Origin of the sequence: Paenibacillus sp. SSG-1 (genome assembly GCF_002224835.1) — a bacterium.
GTDB classification, from domain to species: domain Bacteria; phylum Bacillota; class Bacilli; order Paenibacillales; family Paenibacillaceae; genus Paenibacillus_AQ; species Paenibacillus_AQ favisporus.
Map to the genome: position 1 here is coordinate 4,913,863 of NZ_MBRK01000001.1, position 25,336 is coordinate 4,939,198.

Annotated in this window: 19 protein-coding genes; 1 reads left to right on the forward strand and 18 read right to left on the reverse strand. The window is 55.6% G+C overall.

The genetic code is table 11. From position 1 onward, the window contains the following. The first annotated feature begins 75 nt into the window (after window positions 1-75). Window positions 76-828, forward strand: a complete 753-nt coding sequence (locus BCV73_RS22735; protein WP_076175689.1) for an SGNH/GDSL hydrolase family protein — start codon at window positions 76-78, stop codon at window positions 826-828. Between the two features lie 143 nt (window positions 829-971). Here the strand turns inward: BCV73_RS22735 and BCV73_RS22740 are convergent, their stop codons facing one another. From BCV73_RS22740 to gcvPA, 18 genes are all read right to left on the reverse strand, one after another. Continuing rightward, window positions 972-2,759: a hypothetical protein gene (locus tag BCV73_RS22740; protein ID WP_089548623.1), complete on the reverse strand. Its 1,788-nt coding sequence runs from the start codon at window positions 2,757-2,759 to the stop codon at window positions 972-974. A 42-nt stretch (window positions 2,760-2,801) separates the two neighbouring features. Beyond that, window positions 2,802-3,806: a sugar phosphate isomerase/epimerase family protein gene (locus BCV73_RS22745; protein ID WP_179232047.1), complete on the reverse strand. Its 1,005-nt coding sequence runs from the start codon at window positions 3,804-3,806 to the stop codon at window positions 2,802-2,804. A gap of 154 nt (window positions 3,807-3,960) precedes the next feature. Continuing rightward, window positions 3,961-4,833, reverse strand: coding sequence for a carbohydrate ABC transporter permease (locus BCV73_RS22750; protein ID WP_089548624.1), 873 nt, complete (start codon window positions 4,831-4,833; stop codon window positions 3,961-3,963). Between the two features lie 39 nt (window positions 4,834-4,872). Then, the gene (locus BCV73_RS22755) at window positions 4,873-5,769 is read right to left on the reverse strand and encodes an ABC transporter permease (protein ID WP_076175735.1); all 897 of its coding nucleotides are present in this window, start codon (window positions 5,767-5,769) and stop codon (window positions 4,873-4,875) included. A 45-nt stretch (window positions 5,770-5,814) separates the two neighbouring features. After that, window positions 5,815-7,443 carry an extracellular solute-binding protein gene (locus BCV73_RS22760; protein WP_089550365.1) on the reverse strand — a complete coding sequence of 543 codons (1,629 nt, stop codon included), beginning with the start codon at window positions 7,441-7,443 and terminating at the stop codon, window positions 5,815-5,817. 308 nt (window positions 7,444-7,751) lie between these two features. Continuing rightward, window positions 7,752-10,013 carry a helix-turn-helix domain-containing protein gene (locus BCV73_RS22765; protein WP_089548625.1) on the reverse strand — a complete coding sequence of 754 codons (2,262 nt, stop codon included), beginning with the start codon at window positions 10,011-10,013 and terminating at the stop codon, window positions 7,752-7,754. A 272-nt stretch (window positions 10,014-10,285) separates the two neighbouring features. After that, window positions 10,286-11,488, reverse strand: coding sequence for an SEC-C metal-binding domain-containing protein (locus BCV73_RS22770; protein ID WP_089548626.1), 1,203 nt, complete (start codon window positions 11,486-11,488; stop codon window positions 10,286-10,288). A gap of 164 nt (window positions 11,489-11,652) precedes the next feature. After that, on the reverse strand, window positions 11,653-13,530 hold the full coding sequence (gene htpG, locus BCV73_RS22775; protein WP_089548627.1) for a molecular chaperone HtpG: 1,878 nt from the start codon (window positions 13,528-13,530) through the stop codon (window positions 11,653-11,655). 246 nt (window positions 13,531-13,776) lie between these two features. Beyond that, window positions 13,777-14,664, reverse strand: a complete 888-nt coding sequence (locus BCV73_RS22780; protein ID WP_089548628.1) for a carbohydrate ABC transporter permease — start codon at window positions 14,662-14,664, stop codon at window positions 13,777-13,779. 18 nt (window positions 14,665-14,682) lie between these two features. Then, entirely contained in the window at window positions 14,683-15,552 is an 870-nt protein-coding gene (locus BCV73_RS22785; protein ID WP_244364612.1) for an ABC transporter permease, read from the reverse strand. A gap of 121 nt (window positions 15,553-15,673) precedes the next feature. Next, window positions 15,674-17,311, reverse strand: a complete 1,638-nt coding sequence (locus tag BCV73_RS22790) for a type 2 periplasmic-binding domain-containing protein (protein ID WP_076175671.1) — start codon at window positions 17,309-17,311, stop codon at window positions 15,674-15,676. Window positions 17,312-17,383: 72 nt separating this feature from the next. After that, window positions 17,384-17,509: a hypothetical protein gene (locus BCV73_RS35915; RefSeq protein WP_256992956.1), complete on the reverse strand. Its 126-nt coding sequence runs from the start codon at window positions 17,507-17,509 to the stop codon at window positions 17,384-17,386. A gap of 71 nt (window positions 17,510-17,580) precedes the next feature. Continuing rightward, window positions 17,581-17,886 (reverse strand): Dabb family protein, encoded by a 306-nt coding sequence (locus tag BCV73_RS22795; protein WP_089548630.1) that lies wholly within the window; start codon window positions 17,884-17,886, stop codon window positions 17,581-17,583. A 155-nt stretch (window positions 17,887-18,041) separates the two neighbouring features. After that, window positions 18,042-19,724, reverse strand: a complete 1,683-nt coding sequence (locus BCV73_RS22800) for a sensor histidine kinase (protein ID WP_089550366.1) — start codon at window positions 19,722-19,724, stop codon at window positions 18,042-18,044. Continuing rightward, the gene (locus BCV73_RS22805; RefSeq protein ID WP_076175669.1) at window positions 19,693-20,445 is read right to left on the reverse strand and encodes a response regulator transcription factor; all 753 of its coding nucleotides are present in this window, start codon (window positions 20,443-20,445) and stop codon (window positions 19,693-19,695) included. Before BCV73_RS22805 ends, BCV73_RS22800 begins: the two co-directional genes overlap by 32 nt. Window positions 20,446-20,761: 316 nt before the next feature. Then, complete coding sequence (locus BCV73_RS22810) at window positions 20,762-21,958, reverse strand: Gfo/Idh/MocA family protein (RefSeq protein WP_089548631.1); 1,197 nt, start codon at window positions 21,956-21,958, stop codon at window positions 20,762-20,764. 295 nt (window positions 21,959-22,253) lie between these two features. Then, a complete protein-coding gene (gcvPB, locus tag BCV73_RS22815; RefSeq protein ID WP_089548632.1) occupies window positions 22,254-23,825 on the reverse strand; it encodes an aminomethyl-transferring glycine dehydrogenase subunit GcvPB in 1,572 nt (523 codons plus the stop codon). Next, window positions 23,822-25,261: an aminomethyl-transferring glycine dehydrogenase subunit GcvPA gene (gene gcvPA / locus BCV73_RS22820; RefSeq protein WP_089548633.1), complete on the reverse strand. Its 1,440-nt coding sequence runs from the start codon at window positions 25,259-25,261 to the stop codon at window positions 23,822-23,824. Before gcvPA ends, gcvPB begins: the two co-directional genes overlap by 4 nt. Between the last annotated feature and the right edge of the window lie 75 nt (window positions 25,262-25,336).

A 25,336-nucleotide genomic window follows, 5' to 3' on the forward strand; every position in this document is an offset into this window, starting at 1 on the left:
AAGCGACATCATTTGCGCTTGGCGAAACGCTGGATTACAATAAAAGGAATTGAACGGTTAGGGAGAGGTGAAGAAATGAGCGACAGCAGACTGCAGCCCGGAATGGACGCCACGTACATCGTTTCCGGGGACTCGATTTCCAAGGGGGTCGTGTATGATGAAACGCGCAGCAAATATGTCATCCTTGAGGATAATTACGTATCCCTTCTTCAGGACAAACTAAAGGGAGCCGTGAAAAACACGGCGAGATTCGGCAATACACTGATGAAGGGCATTGGCAGCCTGAAGAAAGAAATTCTGAAGGGCAAGCCCAGCATGGTGCTGATAGAATACGGCGGCAACGATTGCGATTTTAACTGGAGCGAAATTGCCAGCAATCCGGACGCGGAGCATCGTCCCAAGACGGATTTTACGCTGTTTGAGAAGATGCTGACGGATACGGTGAATTTTCTGAAAAGCCAGTCGATTACGCCGGTTCTCATGAGCCTCCCTCCCCTCAACGCGGATAAATACTTCAAGTGGGTCAGCCAGGATAACCCCGAAGCGGAGCGAAACATCATGAAGTTTCTCGGCAGCGTCACCAAAATCTACTGGTGGCAGGAGCGTTACAATTCGACGATCCTCAAGGTGTCCGAGCTGACCAAGACCAAATACATCGACGTGCGGGGTGCTTTTCTCGCCCATCCGGACTTTACCCAATTCATCTGCTCCGACGGCATCCATCCGAACCAGGACGGCCATCGTATCATTTACGACAAGGTTCTCGAGTTCGTCAAAGCCAATTACGGGCATTTGCTGAAGGACAATACGATTGGCTGCGAGGTGTAAATGATAGGATCATGCGAATATCCAATTCAATAGGCGTACCTTGCTTCTAGACTTGCTTGGTTTGTACTAAAAAAGGCTGCCCTATCAGGTGACTTCACCTGGGGGGACAGCCTTTTTTTGTAATTTGGAGTTTTCTCATTCGTTTAGTCCGGCTCTTTCGAGTCTACTTCTCCCAAGCGGCCTTCCTTCGGGGAGAGCCGCAGAGTGAACGTCCAGTCATACGGCGTCATCAAATTGACGACCAGCGTGCGGCAGCCGGCAGGAAAGCCGGTGTTGTTCAGCGCCTTCGCCCAGTGTCCGTGCTGCCCGCCCTCCATCTCGATCCAGTCCGTGCCGGCACTGCAGCGGACGCCGCCCTGCTTCCAGAACAGCACGCCGCCGGACTCGTCTGCGGGAAACAATCCTTCCCCGGCGAACGCCGTTTCGCCGCCGAAGACGAAGGATATCTGCGTCATCATGCCTTCAGGTTCCCGGCACTGCACGCGAAGCCGGAACCCCTCTTCATCCGCGGTCAGATCCGCTTCGGCGCGATGGTGCTGTTCATGCGTCATCTCGCGCAAATGATGCGGCAGCAAGTACCACGGGCTCGTCCCGCCACCTGCCGCGGTCTGCGGCAGTGCTGTCCGGGGAAGCGGTCCGTAATAGCCTTTGGCCTCGTCACCGGCCAACCGATATCCGTCCGGCAGCTCCTCGAGCGTGTTCATTTTGACGTAGCCGGGTTCGAACGAGGAAGCCAGCCGGACGCCCAGCAGCCGCACAGCCCCATGCCGGAGGGACAGGAACGAGTCCGTCTCCGCCATGACGGTCAGGCTGGTCTGACCGTCCCGCTGCCGCCCTACCGGAGCGCCGAAGTCGGTGTGCAGCCGGCTGTGGTAAATGCGGCCGTAATGGCCCGCGCTTTCCAGCTGCCGGAGGTACTGCCCGCGGTCAAAATGCCGGTTGATCATCACGCGGTAGCGATCGGGAAGAGGAGACGGCTGAACCCGCCGCTCACGGAGCTGCGGATAGCGCAGATAGCCGATCATCGCGTTGTTCGGCAGCCAGCCCGGATGGACAATCGCCTGACCGGCGGCATCGGCGAGCGCTGCAAACAGCGGATCCCGGTCCATATGCTCCATCAGTCGGCTGATTAGAAAATAGCCGGATAGGTCATGCCTCACCCCGTAATCCTGGCGGCCGGAATAATCGGTGACCACCTCGCCGTCCGGATGGATCAGGTAAGCCATCACCCTCAGGTTTCGGCGGACCGGCTCCAGCAGCTCCGGCCGGTTCAGCTGTTCCGCGGCATAATACAGCACGATGTCGCTGACCCCGTTATAGATTCCGTTGCTCCGCTCGGTCCATTCCCCGTCCTCCGTGCAGTCCATCCCTTCAGCCAGCCAGGCCTCGGCCCTGTCCTTCAGTTCCTCCTTGCCGGTGAGCCGGTACAAAAAGCCGAGGGCGGCCGTGAGCACCCACCGGTGGTTGGGGGTATGGCAGCCGCCTGTCAGCAGTACAGGGGCGGTCCGGGTAAGGAACAACCGGATCAGGCCGGCGGCTTTCTCCAGCTGCTCCCAGCCCTCGAGATGGGCCACGAGCAGCTCGTGCACCTGGGCGAGACCGCCTGCCACGAACGCCGTATCCGGCGGGGAGTGCATATTCGTCCAGCCCGGGGAGATGGAGCCGTCCGCATGCTGAAATCTCAATATGAATTCGGCTCCGTACTCCAGCCGACTGAGCAGCTCTTCGTTATGATAATAACGCGAATCGGGATTGATCAATGCCGCGGCCCAGAGCGCCATGATCATCGGCGTGCCGCCATGGCTGGCCCAGGCGATGCCGTTGACCGGGTCCGTGACGCCTCCATGATAACGGCTGCCCTCGTCCAGCACTTGGCGGCTTAGGCTTTCCTCCACGCATCGGTCGTTTATGGCAACCAATTGTTCATACATGCTTTATTCACTCGCTTTCGGGTTCATCATGCCACCGTATCCTTACTCCACACCACTTTCGTTAACCGGAATGTGTCCCGTCCCGGTCCGGCCGCCTGCTGCCCGCAGACGCTCCAGCTTGGCCGTCAGCAGCCCATGGCTGCGGTCGATCTCCTCCGGCGTACAGGCTGATTTCAGCTCGTAGACCTTCACAGGCGCGGCTTCGATCACCGGCAAAAACCGGTCGAAATAAACCACGTCGCCGCTGTGGACATAGGGGCACCAATGGTCGGACAAGCCTACGCTCTCGTGGATATGAATCCCGGCGATATGGTCCATGATCAGGCTCATATCCTCCGCGTTGTCGTACAGACCCATCCGCTCCATCATCATGCCGTGGCCGAAGTCGTACCACAGACCGATCTTAGCGCCTTGAAGGCGGTCAATGATGCCGCGCGCTTCCCTCAGTGTCGGCATCTGGTAGCACCGCGACCGGGTCTCGATGCCGATCGTTACGTCCCATCCCTTGGCTGCGATCCGCCCGCAGGCGTCTACCAGGCTGTGCGCGATCCGCTCCGCATAATGCCCGCTCAGCGAATCCCGCCGCTCCAGCATCTCTTCCCACAGGCTGCGGTATGCCGGCGAATCGGGGCCGTGCTCCTTGTAGAGCGCCTTCAGCTCCTGATCGATATTGGCCTCAAACGGTACCTCTCCCGGGTGGACGACCACGGCTGCCGCTCCGTAACGGGCGGCATATTCCGCCGACTGCACCAGCAGATCGACCGCCCGCTTCCGCTTACCTTCATCGTCAAATCCGAGCAGCACCGAATCGGTGCCGTAATCGGGATCGTCAATCAATGGGAACGTATTATGCACGCTGGAAATAGCGATTTCGCCGCGCTCAATCATCGGTTCGATTGTGGTCAGCATTTCCCGGGTGACGTTATAGTTGAGCTCCACGCGCTTAAAGCCCAGCCCCCGGATTTCCTCGATCATATCGCTTCCCACAGCGTGGCGTTTAATATTCCAGCAGGTTGAAAAGGAATACTCCCCTTTGTCCAGAACCATCAAGCCGCCTCCTTGTATTCGATTAAAAGCGTTCCGCCCCTCGAAGGGCATCGCTCACTCAATCTCAAACTCAAACCAAGCCTTATATCCTTTTGCCGAAAAACCGGTACAACTGATCCTTACAGCCGATAAATTTATTTTCCCTCCCATTCGCCTACCCCTTAACCGCGCCGATCATGACCCCGTTCACGAAATACCGCTGCAGCCAAGGATAAACGAGCAGAATCGGAACGGTGGCAAAAATAACGCTCCCCGCCTTCAGGCTCTCCGGCTGCATCGGACTCACCATTGCGCCCTCCATCTGCATCAGGTCGGACACCATGTTGTTTTGGATCAGCTGATACAGCTTCAGCTGCATCGGATAGAGTTCAGGGCTGGTAATGTACAGCAGCGTATCCGTAAACCCGTTCCACCGGCCCACCGCATAGAACAAGCTGAGTGTGGCGATGACCGGCATCGACAGCGGCAGAATAATGCTGATGAGCGTCCGGAAGTGGCTGCTTCCGTCCAGTTCGGCCGATTCCTCCAGGCTATCCGGGATGTTGTTGAAGAACGAGATCAGGATGATCAGGTAAAAAGGGTTGATCAGCCCGGGCAAAATCAGCGCCCACATCGTATCGATCAGATGGAGGCTGCGGACCAGAATGTATTCCGGGATGATGCCGCCGCTGAAGAACATCGTCACCACGATCAAAAACATGATCAGTCTGCGGCCTTTCAGCTTTTTCTGGGTGAGGGGATATCCCGCCGCAACGGTCATCAGCATGCACATGACGGTATGCATCACGGTGAGCAGCACCGTAAAGCCAAGCGATCGGATCATCGACAAGTCGCTGAACACCTGCCGGTAAGCCCCCCAATTCAGCTCTACCGGGAGCAGGCTCACCTCTCCGGAGAGAACCGGGCGGCTCGAACTGAGGGATATAGCCAAAATATGAAGGAACGGGGCCAGGCAGACCACCACGACGATGCCGAGCAGCACCGCATTGACGATATCGAATCCCCTGCCGGACGTTTGCGATCTCATCTTCGTTCACTCCTTTCTCGTAAAAATGCTCCTGCCGCGCTACAAAATGCCTTCATCGGTCAGCTTCCTCGAAACAAAGTTCGCCCCGAGGACGAATACCAGCCCCACCACCGCCTGGAACAGGCCGACAACGGTGGCAAGCGTATACTGTCCCGATTCGAGGCCGATCCGGTACACGAACGTGCTGAGCACGTCGGAATAATCGCGTACCATCGTGTTGCCGATAATGTACGGGCGCTCGAAGCCGATCGAGATCATGTGGCCCAGGTTGATGATCAGCAGGGTCACGATCGTCGGCTTGATGCCGGGGAGCGTAATGTGCCAGATGCGCCTCATCCGTGTAGCCCCGTCCACTTCCGCCGCTTCGAACAGCTCTTTGTTAATGCCGGTCAATGCCGCCAGATAGATGATCGTTCCCCAGCCCGCGCTCTGCCATACCCCGACCAGCAGATAGGTGATCAGCCAGGTATTTTTATCCGTTAAAAAGGGAACCTCCGGAAAACCAAAGGCCGTAATGACATTGTTGATCATGCCGGACTGCGTGCCGAATACCTGGTACACGATGCCCCCGATGATCACCCAGGAAATGAAATGGGGAATGTAGAGGATCGTTTGGGACAGCTTCCTGAACCACGCGCTCCGCAGCTCATACAGCATAATCGCCAGGATCAGCGGAGCCGGGAACGAAACGAGCAAATCGAGAAAATTCAGCATCAAGGTGTTGCGCAGCGTTTTGTAAAAGTCCCGCATGCCGAACACTTCCTTGAAAGCGTCCAGTCCGATCCATTCGCTGCCGTTAATGCCTTGAAACAGATTGAAGTCTTTGAAAGCGATCTGAATGCCATACATCGGTCCATACCGGAAGATAATAAAATAAGCCAGCGGCAGAAGCAGAAGCGCATACAGCTGCCAATATCTGCCCAAATAACGCGTCATTTTCACAAGCCTTGCCTCCTCTGTTGACGGGCCTAACCGCACGGTTTATTTCGACTTCATTTCGCCGTACACTTTGGTCCGCTCATCCAGAACGGCCTGACCGCCGCTGGCCATATAATCCTTCATGAGGGAATCGTACACCGCTTCGAACTGCTCCGGTTTTGCCGTCGTCGTCTTGACGATCATTTCGTTGAACTTGTCGAGCAGCGTATTGCCGTATTTGGCCTGGGCTTCAATCGGACGATCCATCAGTACCGGCGGTACCGTATCTGAGTTGGAAATCTTCAAGGCTTCCCGGGCACCGTCCTGATACTTCGGCGGAAACTGGAGCGCTTTGGCCTCCTTGTTCTTCTCAGGGCTTCCCAGCTGCTGACCGTTGGTAATGAGGGTCATATCGCCGGCGTTGAACATCCGGTTCTTCGCTTCCTCCGTCGGATTTTCCAGCGCCACCGGGATGCCGTCCTTCATCGTATAGTTCTCGCCCTCGACCCCTGTCTGCATGTTGAAGAGCACGTCGCCCGATGCCATCCAGTCCAGGTATTTCACCGCTTCTGCCGCATGCTTGCTGGATTTGGGGATCATAACGTACAAGCCCACCGGCGCGTATTCCGGCTTGGCATGCTCGCCTTTTTCATTCGTGTATACATCCACCGCCTGGAGTTCCGCACCCTTGACATTGGACTGCAGCGTCTCATAGGTACCGTCAGCATAGTAAATATTTGTGTCGTCCTCGCTGAAGAAGCCAACCTTTCCGGTGGAGATATCCTCGCTCATCTTCTTTTTGTCCTCGTCCAGCCCGAAGTCCCGGCTCATCAATCCCTCGTTGTACAGCTTGTTCATGAACCGGAGCGCATCCTTGAAGCCGGGAAGCAGGATCGGATAATCACGGGATCCGAGCTGCTGGGTCAGCGTATATTTCTGCTCCTCCGTCGTCTCCTTGATGAAAGACCAGATCAGCGGTTCGTACTGCGCCGGAGCGATCGTCATGCCGAGCGGGATCACTTTGCCCCCGGTTCCGCCCGGATCCTTTTCCTTAAAAGCTTTCAGCGCCAAGTACAATTCGTCCGTCGTCTGCGGCACAGGCAGGCTCAGCTTGTCGAGCCAGTCCTTGCGGATAAACGAGGAATACTTGCCGAGGTTCGACCGTTTGGCCGGAACGGCGTACAGCTTCCCATCCACCTTTCCATAGTTCAGCACCTCGTCGCCAAGAAACTTTTTCAGGTTCGGCCCGTACTGATCGATCAGCTCCGTCAAGTCCGTCAGCCCGCCCTGCAGCGCATATCGGTAAAAGGTGCTGGAATCATACGTGAACACGATGTCCGGCACATCTCCGCCGCTTGCCATCAGCACGTTCAGCTTCTCGACTTCCTCCGAACGCGGGACGGGAACGTAATTCATCTGAATCTGATTAGGGGTGCCGAACTTTTCCTGAACCCAGCGGGTCCAATAATTATCTTTGATGGTATACCCCGAAGGCGAATTGCCGCGGTCGAACACCTCCACCGACAGGGTCACCTGTTTGCCTGAGGACCCGGATCCTGATCCGGATCCTTCCGAAGCGGCCTGTTCCGATTTGGGCGAACATGCAGACAACAGCATACTGCCCGCGACCAGCACGGCTGACATGAAGCGAACCGATTTTGCCAAAGATCTTGTGTTCCTGTTCCCAACCATTCGTATCATCCCTTCATCTTTTTCATGCCGGCTCCGCTGAATGGCAAGCGGATTATTGTTTACGCTTTCAATCGGGCCGGTTACCGCATCAGCGGGAATGCCCACAGTATGTCACGGGATGCGGCGGCTGGACAATAAACCAGTTTCGGATCGATAAACCGTTTGGGCGTAGAGGCGGAAAACCCATAACACCCTGAAGAGCAAACCGTTTTCCGGCAATAAACTATTTTCAAAACACCGCTCAGGCCAGGAGCTGCAAGGCTTGGTGGACTGCTTACGGCTCCTGCATCTGCCCTCGAACGCGTTCCTTAAATCGGAACGTCACGCTGCGACTTCGCCTTTAATTTGCGGTAATCGCCCGGGGTCACCCCCACCTCCCGCTTGAACGTCCGGCCGAAGGTAATGGAATTGGCGTAGCCGACCTGAAGCGCAATGTGCTGGACGGTGTCGTCGGTTTCCAGCAGCAGCCGCTCTGCTTTGGCCATCCGCAGCTGGACCATGAAATCGACGAACTTCATGTTGAACTCTTCCTTGAACAGGTAACTCGCGTATTTGCCCGAGATCTGAAAGCGGTCGCTCAGATGCTTCAGTGACAGATCCGGATCGGCAAAATTCTCTTCGATGTACGCCTTCATCTCCACGATCATCGCCCGGTGGCTTTTCGTTTCGCTGACGGCTACGAACGTACGGTAAATCTCTGCCAGCTGCTCCGTAAACAACGATCGCAGCTTGTCCAGCGACGTCGTCTCCTCAACAGCCCGGCGCCAAGATCCGGCCCGCTCGCCCGTAAAACAGGACTGCAGCTGTTCGGAAAGGTCCCCGACCTCCCGCGCCAGCATTTCCATCATCGTCAGCAGCAGCATGCGGATATCCTCATCCTTCAAGGCATCGGCTTTCAGGTCGTCAAAAATCCGCTCAAGACGGCTCCGCCAATCGCCGTCGGACAGCCGGAACTGCTTCACGAACTCGGCGATGCCCTGCAGGTGGGTATATGTTCTGGTCGCCGCGTTAGCCGGCATGTCCTCGCTGAGAATAAATGCCCTCTGGCCAAGCGACAGCTTATGCTGCAGCGCCCTGGCCGCGGCCTGATACGAGGCGGACACTTCTTCCCATGAGTCCGAACGCGGTCCGACGCTGACCATCAGGGACAAGCCCAAATGGTCATGGGTCCAGGCGATGCCCCGCTCCGACAGCCTTCGAATCCTCTCCTGCGTCTCTTCTTCCGTCACATCCGGGCTCACACCGAGCAGCAGGCCCATCCGGTTCGCTTCCGTCCATTCCCCCCAGCCGTGCAAGCCTTCGTCGCGGGCCATTTCCTGCAGCACATTGGTCAGCGCAAACTTGAGCGTGCTCTGGTCCTGAACCGAAAAGCCCTGCTGAAAACGCGGAAATTCCAGTATTTCTACGAGGACCAGCAGATACGGCCCCGTGACCTGTACCGGCAGCGGTTTCAATCGGTCCAGACGCTCGCCTGCATCACCAAGGCGTTCCCCCTGAACGAGGTCGATGAACAGCTGCCTTCTGGCGATCAGCATGTTCTCCTGCTGCTGCTTCTCGTAGTCGGCGGTCTGCCGGATTAAATTTTCCAATGCCCGGTCGATCAGAAGCAGCTCGTCGCTCTTGGCGCCGCCCGGAGGATCCATCCGGTCACGGACCGCTTCGATCCGGTGCATCATGGCGCGGATCGGTTTATAATTGCGCTTGGTGATATACAGTAAGTAGGCGACGGCTGCCAGCACGGTGCCCACGCCGATGACGATCCAGATGTACGAAACGACCGACACCCACATAAACAGCTGGCCGTCTGCAATCCCGCTCTCAAACGTCCAGCCGGTGGCTTGGAACGGAATACGGTTCAGAATGCGGCCTTCTGCAGCCTCTGCGTCTCCCGGTTCGGACGGACGCGTCGAGAAGATCAAATTTCCTTCCCGGTCGCGGATTTGAAGGAAGGATACATCGGTATCTTTCATGGTCCGGATTTTCTGCTCCAGCGCATACATGTTGACGTTAATGACGACAAAGCCCTGCGTACCGAACGGAAGCGGGGCCCGTTTGTACATAGAGATGACCCGCCGCTTCGCATCGCTCCCCATTTCATGATAGTCGCGGATCGGGGACCAGCCCTGGTATGCCGGCTGGCCCAGCGCCAACTCGACAAACGGCCTGTCGGCAAACTCGTCCCACTCCAGGAGACCGCTCGTTGTGAGCGTCTGCCGATCGCCGCTGCGGTACACATACACAGAATCCACGAGCTCGTCTTTGGCAGCCAGGGTTCGCAGGCTATCCACGACCGCATATACCGCATCCCGCTCATGCGGACCGTCCGCCTGAAGAAAATCGTTGTAGCGGCTGTTCCGCTCCACCTCATCCAGTGCGTTCATTTCGATTTCCTTGAGGGCCATCTGGACCGTGTCCACGATATATCCCGTAGAAATCTGATCCGCCTTAACCGTCTCCTTCTGGGAAATTTCATTGACGACGAGGAAAGACAGGAACACAAGAATCGTTACAGTGATCAAAAAAATGGGGAAATACGAAAGCAGCATTCGGCGGTACCAGCTGTTCCGCAATGCCAATCACTCCTTTACAACGGGTTGTTTGCCATGGAATCACGATAACGGATCAAAGGGGCCATGGTAGTCGCCAATTTTTTTCGACATGAGGTAAGCGCTTTCTTTATTCATTTTATTCTATCGGATGGGACGGTTCGGAATCAATCCATAGGCGCTGGATCATATAAAAAGAGGGAAACGCAAAAACGGCAGCCCGGGACATGACGTTCATGTCCGGACTGCCGCTCTTATAGTTGATGATCTATATAGGATAAATAGAGCGATAAGCGTTATTTTCCGTGGCACTTCTTGTACTTCAGCCCGCTGCCGCAAGGGCACGGCTCGTTGCGTCCCACCTTCGGCACGGTATCCGCTGCGGAAATGTTCACCAACTTCACCAGCTCCGGCTTAACGCCATCGGCAATGGCCTGAAGCTCCACCAGGGTAAAGCCGTTATTAGCCCACATCCGGGTATGGTTATAGACTTCGGTCAGCAGCTGAATCGTCTGCTGGGCCTGAAGCGGGTTTTTGAAATTGATCTTGCGGCTCTCGAATTCGTAGATCAGATCCTGAATCGACGAACCTTTGGCGCACGCCAGCTGGAGATCGTCGATCAGGTATTCCACCGTCTCCTGGTCCTTGCACAGCTCCCGCAGCACGTACTGCTGCAGCGCGGACAGCTGCGGCGTCATTTCAAAATACGTCTCGTCCGCATATCGGAGCAGCTCCTCCTGCTCGGGAACGTAATACGGTTTCCCTTCGACCTTCGCGATCCAGTCGTTGATCTTCTGCTCGTCCAGGTCGTGGAGCAGATAGCTGTTCACGATGTATCCGCTGTGAAGGAGCAGGTTCTCGCCCCGGCCGATCGCCTCGTTCACTTCGTTCAGAAGCTTCTCCGCACTCAGCGCCTGTTCATTCTGGGCGTTGTAGATCTCAAGAAGCTTGTCCACCTTGACCGCTCCGTACAAATGGGATGCGGCAACAATATATTGATAAGCCAGCTGGTGCTGGCCGTGCTGCTGTTTCAAAGCAGGCAGATCAGCCTTGCGGATGGCGTCCCTGATTTCTTCCGGCATGATCAGGTGCAGCTGACCTTCCGAGAAAAAGCTGAATACGAGCCCGCGATCCAGCAAAAAGGCATAATCCCCGTATGGAATCGTATTATCTTGAACGGAAGACTCCTGAAGGAGCGTCTCAAACAGGCTCCATTCGGCACCATCCATCTGGAGCAGCATGGAGGACAAATGCTCCGTATTCGTGACGTAATCCGACAGCGCTTCGGCAAGCTCTTCTTTCTTCATCTTGGAACGACCTGTGATGCTGTGGACGGAAGCCAGCGCGGACAGCCTCGTCTTGGTCAGGCTCAGCAAAATCTCGGACAAGCTGGTCATGGGTTCGCCGATGATGGCGTGCTGTATGTTTGTTTGTTCCAGTTGTAACGTAGGGTCTTCCAACATGTACACCTCTTCTTCGTTATTAAGCATGCGCAGCATGACCAGTTAAGGCATCACTCTGCGCCCTTCTACCATTATACACGATGTTCGCTTCGCAGCCCGCCCTCCGGCAAAAAAAGGAACCCGGCCCGGAGGTCAAAACTCCGGCAGGCCGGGTTGTACCGCCTGTCAGGCATTCTGCCGCAGGTCGGGAGGAGCTTGGCTTACACCATAATTTTGCAGATATCGTTCGTAAATTCGACCGGATCCTGGATCGGCAGCCCTTCGATCAGCAGCGCCTGGTTGTACAGCAGGTTCGTGTACAGGCCCAGCTTCTCGCGGTCCTTGTCATAAGCATCCTTCAGGGACTGGAACACCTCGTGGTGTATGTTGATCTCCAGCACCTTGTCGGCCTGGATATCCTGGCCGCTCGGCATCGCTTTGAGCACCTTCTCCATTTCGATCGACAAGTCGCCTTCCGTGGAGAGGCAGACCGGGTGGGACTTCAGCCGTTTGGAAGCCTTGACGTCCTTCACCTTGCCGGAGAGTATGTTCTTCATCTCCTCGAAGAGCTCCTTGCTCTCCGTCTCCGCCGCTTCATCCTTCTTGTCCGCTTCCGTCTCGATACCGAGATCGCCGCTTGATACCGATTTGAATTCCTTGTCCTTGTACTTCATCAGCATCTTGATGGCAAATTCGTCGATATCGTCGGTGAAGTACAAAATTTCGTAGCCCTTATCGGCCACCATTTCCGTCTGCGGCAGCTTCTCAAGCCGCTCCACCGATTCGCCGGCGGCGTAGTAAATATATTTCTGATCCTCCGGCATTCCGGATACGTATTCGTCCAGCGTCACCAGCTTCTTTTCCTTGGAAGAGGTGAACAGCAGCAGATCCTGCAGCACGTCCTTATCCGCGCCGTAGTTGTTGTACACGCCGAACTTCAGCTGTCTGCCGAACGCCTCATAGAACTTCTCATATTTCTCGCGCTCATCCTTGAGCAGCGTCTGCAGCTGGCTCTTGATCTTGCTCTTGATATTTTTCGCGATCAGCGTCAGCTGACGGTCATGCTGCAGCATTTCTCGGGAAATGTTCAGCGACAGGTCTTCGGAATCGACCATCCCTTTGACGAAGCTGAAGTAATCCGGGAGCAGGTCGCCGCATTTTTCCATGATAAGGACGCCGTTTGAGTAAAGCTCAAGCCCCTTCTCGTATTCCTTGGTATAATAATCGAACGGGGTGTGCTCCGGAATGAACAGGATCGCGTTGTACACAACGGCGCCGTCCGCCTTGATGTGCACATGCGTCAGCGGCTTGTCAAACCCGTAGCGCTTCTCGTTGTAAAAGTTGACGTAATCCTCTTCGGTCAGCTCGCCCTTGTTCTTGCGCCAGATCGGAACCATGCTGTTCACGGTCTGCTCTTCGCTGTATTCCTCGAACTCGCCGTCCGCGCCCTCTTTCGGCCGATGCCCGGTGACGTCCATCTTGATCGGGTACCGGATGAAATCCGAGTACTTCTTGATGATCGTCCGGAGGCGGTAATCCTCCAGAAATTCATCGTAATTGTCTTCTTCCGTGTTTTCTTTGATTTTCAACACAATTTCCGTACCCACGGTATCCTTCGCCGCAGGCTCGATCGTATATCCGTCCGCTCCCGCAGACTCCCACTTGTACGCCGTATCGGAGCCAAGCGCCTTGGTGATGACCGTCACCCGGTCCGCCACCATGAAGGCCGAATAGAAGCCGACCCCGAACTGGCCGATAATGTTGTGGCCGTCCTTGGCTTCGTTCTCGTTCTTGAAGGCCAGCGACCCGCTCTTCGCGATGACGCCCAGATTGTTCTCCAGCTCCTCCTGCGTCATCCCGATGCCCGTATCGGAAATCTTCAGCGTTCTGGCTTCTTTATCCGGGGTGATCCGGATGTAATAATCGTCTTTATTGAAAACCAGCTGGTCGTCTGTTAGCGCTTTATAATAGATTTTATCGATAGCGTCGCTGGCGTTGGAGATGAGTTCGCGCAAAAAGATCTCCCGCTGCGTATAAATGGAGTTGATCATCATTTCAAGCAGTCGTTTCGACTCGGCTTTAAACTCTTTCATGGCCATCTAGCATACTCCCCTCAACGAACATAGTATCTTAGCACTCAAACATAATGAGTGCTAATTATTCTTATTTTTATATAACATAAGTTCATTTTTGAAGTCAACAATTGGTTATCCGCACCCCTTTCGCATCCCTTCCGGCCATTCCCGGCAAACGCCGAACAGGGCTGCCCCCGCAGCCTTTTGCAAAGCTTGCGCGGTCAGCCCCGTCTTTCATTGTCGCTGTCATGTTTTGCCTATCAAGACCCGCTATTCCTTGACCGACCCCAGCACGATACCATGGATGAGATACCGCTGCAGGAATGGATAGATCAGCAGGATCGGGATCATGGACACGAGAATTTTAGCCGAGTTGAGCGTGGTGTTGGAGATCTTGTTGTACTGCTGCAGCTGCTCAACCGACAGATTCTGCATTTGGTCCCTGGTCAAATTCAGCTGCTGCAAATACGTTTGCAGCGGGATCTTATGACTGTCGTTGATCAGGACGATCCCGTCGAAGAAGTTGTTCCAGTGGCCCACGATGACAAATAAGGTGATCGTCGCCAAGCTGGGCAGGGACACCGGAATGAAGATATGCCACAAAATTTTCAGCGGACCCGCACCGTCGATAAAGGCCGCTTCTTCCATCTCCTTCGGAATCCCTTTGAAAAAGTTCATCAGCAGGATGACGTTGAAGACCGGGACCGCGCCGGGCAGCACAAGCGCCCAGATCGAGTTGATCAATCCCAGCTTGCTGATGACCATGTACCAGGGAACAATGCCGCCGCTGAACAGCATCGTGAACACGATAATCCACATATAGACGTTGCGTGCCCGGAACTGCGAGGCCGTTCTCGACAGCGGATACGCCATCAGAATTGTCAGCACCATGTTAATGGCTCCGCCCAGGGCGACCCGTTCCACCGACACCAGGAAAGCCCTCCAAAACTTCTCGTCGTCCAAAATTTTAACGTAAGAGGAGAAGTTGATATCTACCGGGAGAAAATACACCTTGCCCGCGTTGACCGCCGTGCTGCTGCTCACCGACACCATGATCGTATTGATGATCGGGGCCAGGGACAGGCAGGCGATGAGCACCAGCACCAGGATGATCAGGAAGCGGGAAGCCTGCGCCCCGAACGTTCTCGATTGTATCATGCAAATCAGCGCCCCTTTCTAGAAAATCCGGTAACCGGCGTATTTGGAAGCCAACTTGTAGGATACGACAATCAGCACGAAGCTGATGACCGATTTCATCAAGCCGACCGCAGTGGCAAACGAATACTGCATCTGGATCAGACCCATCCGGTACACGAACGTATCGATGATGTCTCCGGTCTGATATACCAGCGGATTGTACATATTGAACACCTGATCGAAGCCGGCATTCAGCACATTGCCCAGGCTCAGCGTGCCGAGCAGGATGATCGTCGGTAAAATTCCGGGCAGCGTAATGTTCAGCGTCTGCTTCCACCGGCTTGCCCCGTCAAGAGCGGCCGATTCATATAGCGAAGGATTGATGCCCGTCAGGGCGGCCAAATAGACGATCGTTCCGTAGCCAAACTCCTTCCAGGTGTCGGTCACGATCAGCAGCGGTCTGAACCAGGTGTTGCTGGCCAGAAACATCGTTCTGTCCATCCCAAAGAGCTGCAGAACGTTGTTCACCATGCCGTCGTAAGAGAAGATCATCGTCATCATCGTGCCGAGCACGACCCAGGACATGAAGTGGGGAAGGTACACGATCGTCTGCACGGTGCTTTTGAACACTTTCAGGCGGACTTCATTCAGCAGCAGCGCAAACACGATCGGCACGATCAGCCCCAGTATGATTTTTCCGACCGCGATCACCAGCGTATTGACGAAAATTTGCTTTGCGTCCGGGAGCTGAAACATATACGTGAAATTGGTCAGCCCGGCCCATTTGGAGCCGAAAATGCCTTTGGCCGGGATAAATTTCTGAAAGGCCATCACGATGCCGAACATCGGGACGATGGAGAAAATGAACAGCAGCACCATGCCCGGCAGCAGCATGAAGTGATACGTCATTTCATGAAAAGCCTTGCGTTTCTTCCGTATCCGTCCCGAAACCTGCCGCTCCGTATGGAGATTTGCTTCCAGCGAAGACATACTTATCACTTCCATTTATCCAGGATGTATTGACTGGGACTTACCTGCTGCTCATCTCTTCCACTTCCTGCGTGATCTCATCGCCGCCGGTCTTTTTCCAGGTCGACACGAATTGATCAAAAGCATCGATGCTGGCTTGGCCCATGATGATCTTCAGCATCATTTCCTGCTCCATCTTCTGCAGGTTCGCCCATTTCAGCTTCATCGTCTCCGTCGTGCCGTAGAAGCCGGCCGGAATCACTTCGAGGTTCGGGTTGTTCGCCTCCCGCTGCCCCTCGATCCGGGATAGATACTCACCGTACGTATTGGCGTCGACCGCAGTCCCCTTTTGCTTGAACTCCTGGTACGCTTCATAGGACACGACGCGGTCCTCTTGAATTCCGTCGGCACTGCCTGCTTTGTCAGCCTTCATGATGTCATCGTAATAACGCTTGAGCACGTCGTCATAGTCCACCTGCATCGGAATTTGCGTCGGCTCGTTGTTCCAGCGGCTGTGGTCGGTCAGCCCTTCGCTGGCATGCTCCTTCTTGTACTGGACGGCGTCGTCCGTCAGTGAGTACAGGAAGTCCGTCGTCAGATTGATCGATTTCATGATCGCCTCGGGATGAGGATAACCTTTGCGCACGACAACAATGCCTCCACCGACCGGGTCCTGCCGGATCGTTTTAAATTTGCCGTTCTCATCTACAGGTGCGGATACCGCCACCCATTCGGCTTTTGGATCCTGCTTGATGGAGTCCTTGTAGTTCGTGTATCCGATCCACCATGGGTTAAAGAGCATGCCAGCCTGGCCGTTGATGACCAGCGCTTCCTTCTCTTCGTCCGAGCGGACCGCAAACTGCTTGTCGATCAGCCCTTCCTTGTAATGCTCGGCCAAATCGGCGAGCGCCTCTTTCATTTCGGGCTGCACGGAGCCGTACACGACCTTGCCGTCTTTCTTGATCCACTGGCCTGGAAATGCATTATAAGCTGCAAATATCGGTGAAAAATTCATCGCGTCCTGATTCATCCCGAACCCGATCGTCTTGCCGGTTCCGGAGGCATCCTTCTCCACAAAGGTTCTGGCCAGGTTCCACACATCGTCCACGGACTGCGGCAGCTTGCCGCCGACCTTGTCCAGCCAGTCTTTGCGAATCCACAGCAGCTGATGCTGGTTGCCGATATTCGTCATCGGCAGGCCCATGATTTTGCCGTCCACCTTCACTTGGTCGAGCAGCAGATCCCCATAAGAGGAGTAGATGTTTTTGACACCCTCGGAGGCGGTTTTTTCGTAAACCTCGGTCATATCTTCAATGAGGTCATTGTCTACGAGCTGATTGAAAATCGTGCGGCTGACCAGCATCACGTCCGGCAGCTCACCGGTCGTCATCGACAGGGACAGCTTCTGGTCCATATCATCGGTCTCCCAGGCTACCTTGGCCTTCACGTTCACTTTGCTCTCGACGTAGCGGGTCGCCATGTTGTTTTCAATCGAATCGCCCTTCGGCAGATTGTTCGTATGGCTCGTATTGCGTCCGATGGTAAACTCCACCGGGGACTCGTACTTGCTGTATGGCTCGTAGTCCTTTTCGCTGACAACCTTGTCCTCCGCTTTGCCGCTTCCGCCGCCGCATCCGCTGACGATGAGCGCCGTGATGCACGTGACGGCCAGCAGTGACGATATTTTTCGTTTGTTCATCCGTTTGAACCCCTCTCTTGTCGATTCCTTGTACAAGTAAAATTGTATGCGGTTGCAAAAAAATCGTATATATCACATTTTTCCGTTCTGTGTCACTTTTTTCATGAATGCCCCGCCGGCGGATTCGACACACAAAAAGAGCGCCCCGAAGGAACGCTCTTTGGCTCTGGCGGCAGCTACCAGACGTTGAGCAATCATAGGAATACCCCGGTATATGCCAGCAGGCAGCACGACTGCCGGCTTCACACCGCCTCACCGATGATGGATGCTCAGCCTTGAACGGGATAGTCCACCACCACGACCTGCTCGATCAAGCCATCGAGTTTGCGAACAAATTCCTGATGGGCCGGATGCGGCCCGTAGGCCTGCAGTGATTCGCGGTCTTTGAAAGTCACGCGAAGCCCAAGGCTGAACCCGTGGATGTTCTCCATTTCCTCCGTTTCATTGAGGCCGGCCGTAAGCTCAACAATGCCGGGAATCTGATCTTTCAGCCCCCACAGCAGTCCAAGCAGCTCATGCTCCAGCTCCGGTTCAAGGATGCGATTAAATTTAAATGAGACCAAATGTTCAAACATATGGTTTTTTCCTCCTCATGCGCTCTTTCCTTCTTTACCTTCTTTCCATACGGAAGCCGGCTCTTCCTTCTGTGCGCTAAAAACAGGATTGCCTGCCGGCCAACGGCGCTTCGAAGCGGATACACGCCCCATTCGCTGCCGCTGATCTCCGCCCTCTATGGACCGGCAGCCGCGCTCTCGACTAGCCCCTTCGGCGCCGTATCCGCCGGCTCCGCAGGAAACGTCAGGGTGACCGTCGTGCCCATCCCGGGGACGCTGTCGATGGCTAGGCCGTACGGCGGCCCGTAATACAGCCTCATCCGGTCGTTGACGTTCTTCACGCCGGTTCCCCCGTTCTCTGCCGACAGCAGCTTGGCGGCCTGGACAGGGGTCATCCCGACGCCGTTATCCGTTACGCTCAGCGTCAGGATGCCCTCCTGCCGGCGCGACGCAATGACGATCCGCGGAGTTTCCTCAGCCTCCGGATGGGTAAACCCGTGCTTGATCGCGTTCTCCACGATCGGCTGCAGCACGAAGTGAATGATTTTCAAATCCGCCGTATCTTCATCCACTTGAAACTCCACGTCAAAGTCCCCGTCATTCATGACGAGCTGCAGGTCCAGATACGCCCGGATATGCTCGATTTCGTTCGCGACCGTCGCCATCTCCCTGCCCCCGTTTAGGGTCGTCCGGTAGAACTTGGCCAGCGTCGATACCATGTACCCGGTTTCCAGGTCACGCTTCTTTTTGGCCCGCCAGTGTATAAAAGACAGTGTATTATACAGAAAGTGGGGATTGATCTGATTGATCAGCCGCTGGTACTCGCTCTGCTGCCTGGCGATTTCCGCCTGGTACACCTGGTGAATCAGACTGTTGATGCGCCCCAGCATCTTACCGATGCCGTTCGTCAGTTCCCCAAACTCATCCCGGGAAGAGCTCTGGATGACGACGTCCAGGTTGTTCTGCTCCACCTTGTCCACCTTGTTTTTGAGGTGGATGATCCGCCTCGTGAAGTTGTTCGACACGATATAGATCAGGAAAAAGGCAACGAGCAGGCTTAATCCAATGACGAGCAGGGTGATTTTGAAAAACGTCAGCGCGTTGACATACGCGTTCGCATTGGACAGGTAATAATGGATCGTCCAGCCGTTGCTTTTCAGCGTCCGGTCGAGCCGGGTCGCCCCTTGCGCGGGCGGGTCCGCCTTCTGTTCACGGAAGATCGGCTGGTGCTGCGGACCTTCGATCTGTACGGTAATATGATCCGACAGCTTGTCCATATCCGAGAAAATGCTGTCGTAATTGACCGAGATCACCATGTAATTGCTGTCCTTCAAATTGCTGATCAGCTCCTGCACCAGATAGACGTGACTGCCGTCCACCACCCAATGCCTGCCCCGGTACCCGTCGAACCACGGCTTTTGCTTCAAATCGCTGAGCGGCAAAATGTTGTCGCGGATGCCGAGCAAATCCCCGGACGTATAGAACGTAATGCCCTCGATATTGTCGTCCATCGTTTTCGTATTGGAAATGAGCGGGTCCATAATGTCCCGGAAATCAAGGAACATCTCGAAGTAATTGCCGGCATAGTTCCGGGTGAACAATTTCGAAAAGTCGCGGTTCAGCACGATAAATTCGCTCAGCGTGTTGTAGCGGTTGATTTTATAATCGAGAATGTTCGCCACTTGGTCCAGACTGGCCGCGGCTTCGCTCTTCAGCTCCTTCATTTGGATGCGATAGGATTGGATAAAAGCGAGAACGCCGAGCAGCAGAATGGGAATCAGCGCAATAAAAAGGTGGGACAGCAGCAGCTTGTTGCGGAACCGGATATCATTGAACCTGCTCTTGATCCAGTGAAGCATGGACATTCCCGCTCTCTCTATACTGTAATGGGCTCACGCCGTAGTTGGTTTTGAACAGCCGGCAAAAATAAGAGGTGTTGTCGATGCCGACAAACGCCGCGATGTCGTTAATTTTCATATTGGAGTTCAGCAGCAGATGGCCTGCCTTGCGGAGGCGGAGGTCCGTCAAATATTTGGAAAAGTTCATCCCGGTTTCTTTTTTGAACAAAATGCTCAAGTATCCAGGGGACAGATACACCTCATTGGCCACCTCCGTCAATGACAGGTCGCGCTGAAAATGGTCCTTCACGAACTCCTTCACCTGGCGGATCACCTTCGATTCCTCCGATTCCACCTCGGGCCCGCCGGCATGGGGGCGAATATGCGTAATCTCCTCCATCACCTCCAAAAATTCCTCAGTCACAAGCGGCTTGAGCAGATAGTTGACGACGCCCAGCTTAATGGCAGTTTTCGCGTATTCGAATTCGTCGTATCCGCTGCAGATGACGATTTTGAGGTTGTCCTGCGTTTTTTTCGCCAGCCTGCCGAGCTCGAGGCCGCTCATCAGCGGCATTTTGACATCGGTAATCAAAATATCGATCGGGTGGCGGTTCAAAATGGTTTCGGCCGCGCGGCCATTGTCGGCTTCGAGCACGTGGAACGGAAACCGGTATTCCGATATCAAATCCTTGATGCCCTCTCGTTGAACATGCTCATCGTCTACTACAAGAACATTAAACATCGTACGGACTCGTCTCCTTATGAACTAATGATATGCAGGGATAGGACCTTAGGGGCAAGCGGCTGCTGCGCTTTAACGATGCAAACGGTGGAAGTGATTGATATATTAGGTATGTCTGCTTTTATTGCATTATATCATATGAAGTGAAAGTGCTTTCAATAATTTGTTCGCTCGTAGAGTAACGATGGCCGGCGGTTAAAAAAAAGAGCGCCGGCTTCATCGCCAGCGCCCGTAACCTGTACATTCGGGAAAGTTTCTCCGAAATGGCTGCAGGTCACTTTTTCGAGAAATTTCGCTTAAAATATCGCTGTATCGTTTAACGGCTCATCCACTTTCCGTTCGTGAAATCCGGAATCGCCACCGGATGACCGCCGAGCGCAATCGACTCCTCGGACAGGGCCGAGATGCTCATCCAGGCGGCCATATCGTACACATCAAGCGGCGTATCCGTGCCGTTCTTCACGCATTCGATAAATTCGGAGTAGACCAGCCAGTCCATGCCGCCGTGGCCGCCCTTCACGCCCTCGCTGATGAACTTCTTCCAGATCGGATGCTCATACTGCTCACGGAAGGAGTCGGCGTTGCCCCATTGGTTTTTCCAGTCAAAGTGGTGCTCGTCATGCTGTCCGTCGATGTAAATGGAATGGTTCTCCTCCACATACATCCCTTTCGTGCCCCGGACCGTAAACCCTCTGGAGTAGTAGCGGGGAAGCGTAGTGTCGAGCGTGATCGTAATCGTTTCGCCATGGGCGCACTTGATCACGGTAGTAACGATATCGCCCTGCATAAACTCGGTCTGGGCAAGCGCCGAATCGGCGCCTCTCTCCCGGACAACGTATTCATGCATGCCTTTGGCCTTGGAGGACATGGAGACGAGGGATACCATCCGGTTGCCGTGGTTGATGCCCAGGATCTGAGCAATGGGTCCGAGCTCATGCGTCGGGTAGTTTTCACAGTTACGGTGAATATAGTTGTTCAGGCGGTAATGCCGGTTTTCGATGCCGTAGGCAATTTCTTCGCGCAGATCGTGATGGTAGCCACCGGCGCAGTGAACGATGTCGCCGAATACACCCTGCTTGACCATGTTCAGCACCATCAGTTCTTCGCGTCCGTAACAGCAGTTTTCCATAATCATGCAGGGTACGCCGGTGCGCTCGTACGTCTCTACCAGCTTCCAGCACTCCTGCACCGAATAAGCGCCGCCGACTTCGCTGGCTACGTAGATCCCGGCTTCCATGCATGCCGCAGCAATATGAATATGGTCCGCCCAGGATGCGCCGATCACAACGGCGTCCAGCCCCGGCAGGGCCACAACTTCCTGATATTTGGTCGTTACCAGCGGTCTGGTGGTTCCTGTCTCTTGGACATATCCAGCCGCCTCCTCGCAGCGGTCTTCATACAGGTCGCAAACCGCGACAACCTCAACATCTTCCATATGCAGGATGATTCCTCTCAGCAGCCCCATGCCGCGTGCGCCGAGACCAATCATTCCAACACGCACCTTCTCCTTCACCCTCGATCACTCCTCCAAATATTTGGTTGTTTTGGCTGTGAACAATGCAGTCCATCTTTGGCTGTTTTATGGACTATACAAGCATAGTTCTCTATAAAAAGGGTTATTCCTTCTCCAAATTTTTTGTGTTTTTTGGATAACGAGCATAAGGGAACCGGATGACCTGTTCCTCCCCCGGATCCGGCTTGGCCAGCCACCCCCATTATGTCTGAGGGGCCTATATTGGGCCAAGTCCATAAAAAAAGACCAAAGCCATCGGTTCGGCTGTGGCCTTGGTCTACAAGTTCATTCGTGGTTACTTCACTGCTGACGGTTCGGTCTTCTTCAGATAGGCGCGCCACGTAATGCACCACTGCCGCGGATCGTCCAGGGACGATTCGTCGTTGCGGTGAACCGTGCTGGCATGAGGAGCCGTCCGGACCATCTCGGGATTCGTGTACGCTTCATTTGAAATATGCTCCAGCGCCTGGATGTACTCGTCAAGATCTTCCTTGGAGTACGATTCGGTCGGCTCGAGCGTAAACGGCTGCGGCACGATGTACGGATGATGGGACGTCCAGTAATGCAGGCCGAAGTCGCACATCCGCCGCGTAATATCTTCGGTCGTGACGCCGGTCTCGTCGGTCAGTTGCTTCCAGCTGTAGCGGACCTGCTCCAGGCGTCGGCCCTTGATGTATGGCGCGCTTGCCCCGCGGATCTGCAGGATTTTGTGGTACAGATAGTTATTGTTCAGCACAGCGGTCTGCGCCACATCCTTCAGGCCTTCCGCGCCGAGGCTGAGAATCCACGCGTAGGCGCGGAGCACCGTCTGGGCGACGCCGTGGAAGCTGCGGACCTTGCCGATGCTGCTGCCGCCCTGCTCCCGCAGGACATAGCTCCCGTCCGCCGCCTGATCCACCAGCGGTCCAGGCAGAAACGGCTTCAGCGCATCCGTCACGCCGAGCGCGCCGGTGGCCGGTCCGCCGCACATATGCGGCGCGGCAAACGTCTTGTGCAGGTTGAAGAAGCACATGTCAAAGCCCGCTTCCTTCGCGCGGGTAATGCCGAGCAGGCCGTTGGCATTAGCCTGGTCATAGTAGCAGACCCCGCCGGCGGCATGCACCACGTCCGTAAACTCGCGGATCCGGTGGTTATAAATGCCGGTGTCTTCCGGGTTCGCTACGACGAAGCCGGCGGTCCGTTCGGAGACCGCAGCCTTCAGCTTCTCCAGGTCCGGGAATCCGTCCTCGTCCGGATGAAGGGTGATGATTTTGTAGCCTTTGACGGCAGCGGTCGCGGCCTGGGACGGGTGGGAGAAGATCGTCGTGATGATCTCGTCGCGCTTCTCCCCCTCCCCGCGCGAGTCATGGTAAGCCCGCACGATGGAAGCCATGGCCAGCAGCGCCTGGGTGCCGCTGCTAGGCTGGAAGCTAAAAGCATCCATGCCGGAAATCTCCCGCATCGCAAGGTCCAGGCTGTGGTAGATTTCCAGCATGCCCTGTACCGAGCTCACATCCTGGAGCGGATGGAGCTCGGTCATGCGGGGGCTGCGGATCAGCATTTCGTTGATCCGCGGGATATATTTCATCGTGCAGGTGCCCTGGCCGATTTCGACGTTCAAATCCGAGCCCAGCGTCTCCTGGGAGAGGCGAAGGTAATGGCGCAGCACCTTGGCCTGGCCGATCTCCGGCAGGGCAGGCGCCTGGCTGCGGCGCATGTTCGCCGGAATGGCGTCCTGCACGCCGCCGGCTTCCGCTGCAACGGCCGGCTCGGTCTGCGGCGGGATGACGCCCCGCTCTCCCGCGCGGTGCAGTTCAAAGATGACCGGCTCATCCCATTTGGCTTGGTGGAACTGGCGGACCTTCCGGTCCCTGACAATCCGTTTCATGGCGTCTGCTCCTCTCCTGATGCTCCGGCCGCTGAAGCACCTGCGCCTACGATGGCGCGGACGGCTCCGGCCAGGCGGTCCAGGTCGGCCTGGGTATGAATTTCCGTGACGCAGTACAGGGCGCACTGCCCCCACTCGGGATAGCTTGCCGACAAATCCTTGCCGCCGAAAATCCCTTCATCAAGCAGCTGTTGGTTGATGTCGGCCACGGTGCGTCCCGTTTCGTTGAAGTCGACGACGAACTCCTTGAAGAACGGCGTGCCGCCAAAGCGCAGGGATACGCCTGGAATACCGGACAGCTGGATGGCCGCATACTTCGCCTTCTGGACGATCGTTCCGCCCACTTCCTGCATGCCGCTTGGCCCCATCAGGGCCAAATAGACGCCGGCCGTAATGCCCCATAGGGCGGTCTGCGTGCCGACGGATTCTTTGCCCTTCTCCCGCAGCGCAAACGAGGTGCGCTCGTATGCAACGTCACCGAAGCCGTACTCGCCCTCCACTTCCGTCGGCACGATGCCGAACAGCCGGGAAGGGTATTCCATGACGAACTTCTCTTCGTCGCGGGTTGCGATAAATCCGGCCTGTCCCCCGCCGTAGTTCATATGCATGCCGAGCGGCTGCAGGTCCCCGCAGACGATGTCCGCGCCGTAGCGGGCCGGCGGCTCCAGCACGCCGAGGGAGATCGGGTCCACGCCGACAATCGACAATGCCTGAGCGGCATGGGCGAGGCGGGATATTTCCGATCCCTGGTCCTCGATGATGCCGAGATACCCGGGATTCTCGAAATAAACGGCGGCGGTGTCCCCGTCCAGCTTGGATTCCAGATCGGCCAGGTCCATTTTCCCGGTGGCCGGGTCGATCTCCACCATGCGGATGTCCATGACCGGCGTGCAGTAATTGCGGATGATGGCGACCTTATCCGGATCGACAGAGCGCGGAATCAGGGCAGTGCGCCGCCCGGTGATGCGGCCGGTCATGCGGATCGCCGTGGACGCCGCCTGTGCCCAGTCAAAAGTCGGAACGTTAACGACATCCATATCCACCAGCTCGGCCAGCAGGCTCTGATACTCAAACAGCGCCTGGAAGCGGCCGTGATCCTCATAAGGCTCGCCGGCATAGGCCGTCACGAACTCGGAGCGCTGGTTGATTTCGTCACAGACCGCGGGGATAAAATGCTGCCAGCAGCCCGCCCCCAAAAAATTCAGGTAATCCGCGCCGTGCTTGTTCTTGGCGAGTATGCCTTCGATATGCCGGCGCAGCTCATATTCGTTCATGGCCGGCGGGAGGTCCATCTCCCGCTTCAGCTTCAGGTGATCGGGAATGGCGTCATGCAGCTGGTCCATGGACGTCAGTCCGATTTCCCGCAGCATCGCGTCCCGGACTTCCGGGACGGTATTCGGTATATAAGGATGGGCATACGTTCTGTGTTCTGCCAAAGCTAACGCCTCCGTTCTGTATAGAATGAACTAAAGAAATGATTGGATTGTTGTATAGGTTGAAAAAAATCGATA

Coding starts and splice junctions, on each gene's coding strand:
- BCV73_RS22735 (WP_076175689.1), top strand. CDS start 76: ATGAGCGACAGCAGACTGCAGCCCGGAATGGACGCCACGTACATCGTT.
- BCV73_RS22740 (WP_089548623.1), bottom strand. CDS start 2,759: ATGTATGAACAATTGGTTGCCATAAACGACCGATGCGTGGAGGAAAGC.
- BCV73_RS22745 (WP_179232047.1), bottom strand. CDS start 3,806: ATGGTTCTGGACAAAGGGGAGTATTCCTTTTCAACCTGCTGGAATATT.
- BCV73_RS22750 (WP_089548624.1), bottom strand. CDS start 4,833: ATGAGATCGCAAACGTCCGGCAGGGGATTCGATATCGTCAATGCGGTG.
- BCV73_RS22755 (WP_076175735.1), bottom strand. CDS start 5,769: ATGACGCGTTATTTGGGCAGATATTGGCAGCTGTATGCGCTTCTGCTT.
- BCV73_RS22760 (WP_089550365.1), bottom strand. CDS start 7,443: ATGGTTGGGAACAGGAACACAAGATCTTTGGCAAAATCGGTTCGCTTC.
- BCV73_RS22770 (WP_089548626.1), bottom strand. CDS start 11,488: ATGCTGCGCATGCTTAATAACGAAGAAGAGGTGTACATGTTGGAAGAC.
- htpG (WP_089548627.1), bottom strand. CDS start 13,530: ATGGCCATGAAAGAGTTTAAAGCCGAGTCGAAACGACTGCTTGAAATG.
- BCV73_RS22780 (WP_089548628.1), bottom strand. CDS start 14,664: ATGATACAATCGAGAACGTTCGGGGCGCAGGCTTCCCGCTTCCTGATC.
- BCV73_RS22785 (WP_244364612.1), bottom strand. CDS start 15,552: ATGACGTATCACTTCATGCTGCTGCCGGGCATGGTGCTGCTGTTCATT.
- BCV73_RS22790 (WP_076175671.1), bottom strand. CDS start 17,311: ATGAACAAACGAAAAATATCGTCACTGCTGGCCGTCACGTGCATCACG.
- BCV73_RS35915 (WP_256992956.1), bottom strand. CDS start 17,509: ATGATTGCTCAACGTCTGGTAGCTGCCGCCAGAGCCAAAGAGCGTTCC.
- BCV73_RS22795 (WP_089548630.1), bottom strand. CDS start 17,886: ATGTTTGAACATTTGGTCTCATTTAAATTTAATCGCATCCTTGAACCG.
- BCV73_RS22800 (WP_089550366.1), bottom strand. CDS start 19,724: ATGCTTCACTGGATCAAGAGCAGGTTCAATGATATCCGGTTCCGCAAC.
- BCV73_RS22805 (WP_076175669.1), bottom strand. CDS start 20,445: ATGTTTAATGTTCTTGTAGTAGACGATGAGCATGTTCAACGAGAGGGC.
- gcvPB (WP_089548632.1), bottom strand. CDS start 23,825: ATGAAACGGATTGTCAGGGACCGGAAGGTCCGCCAGTTCCACCAAGCC.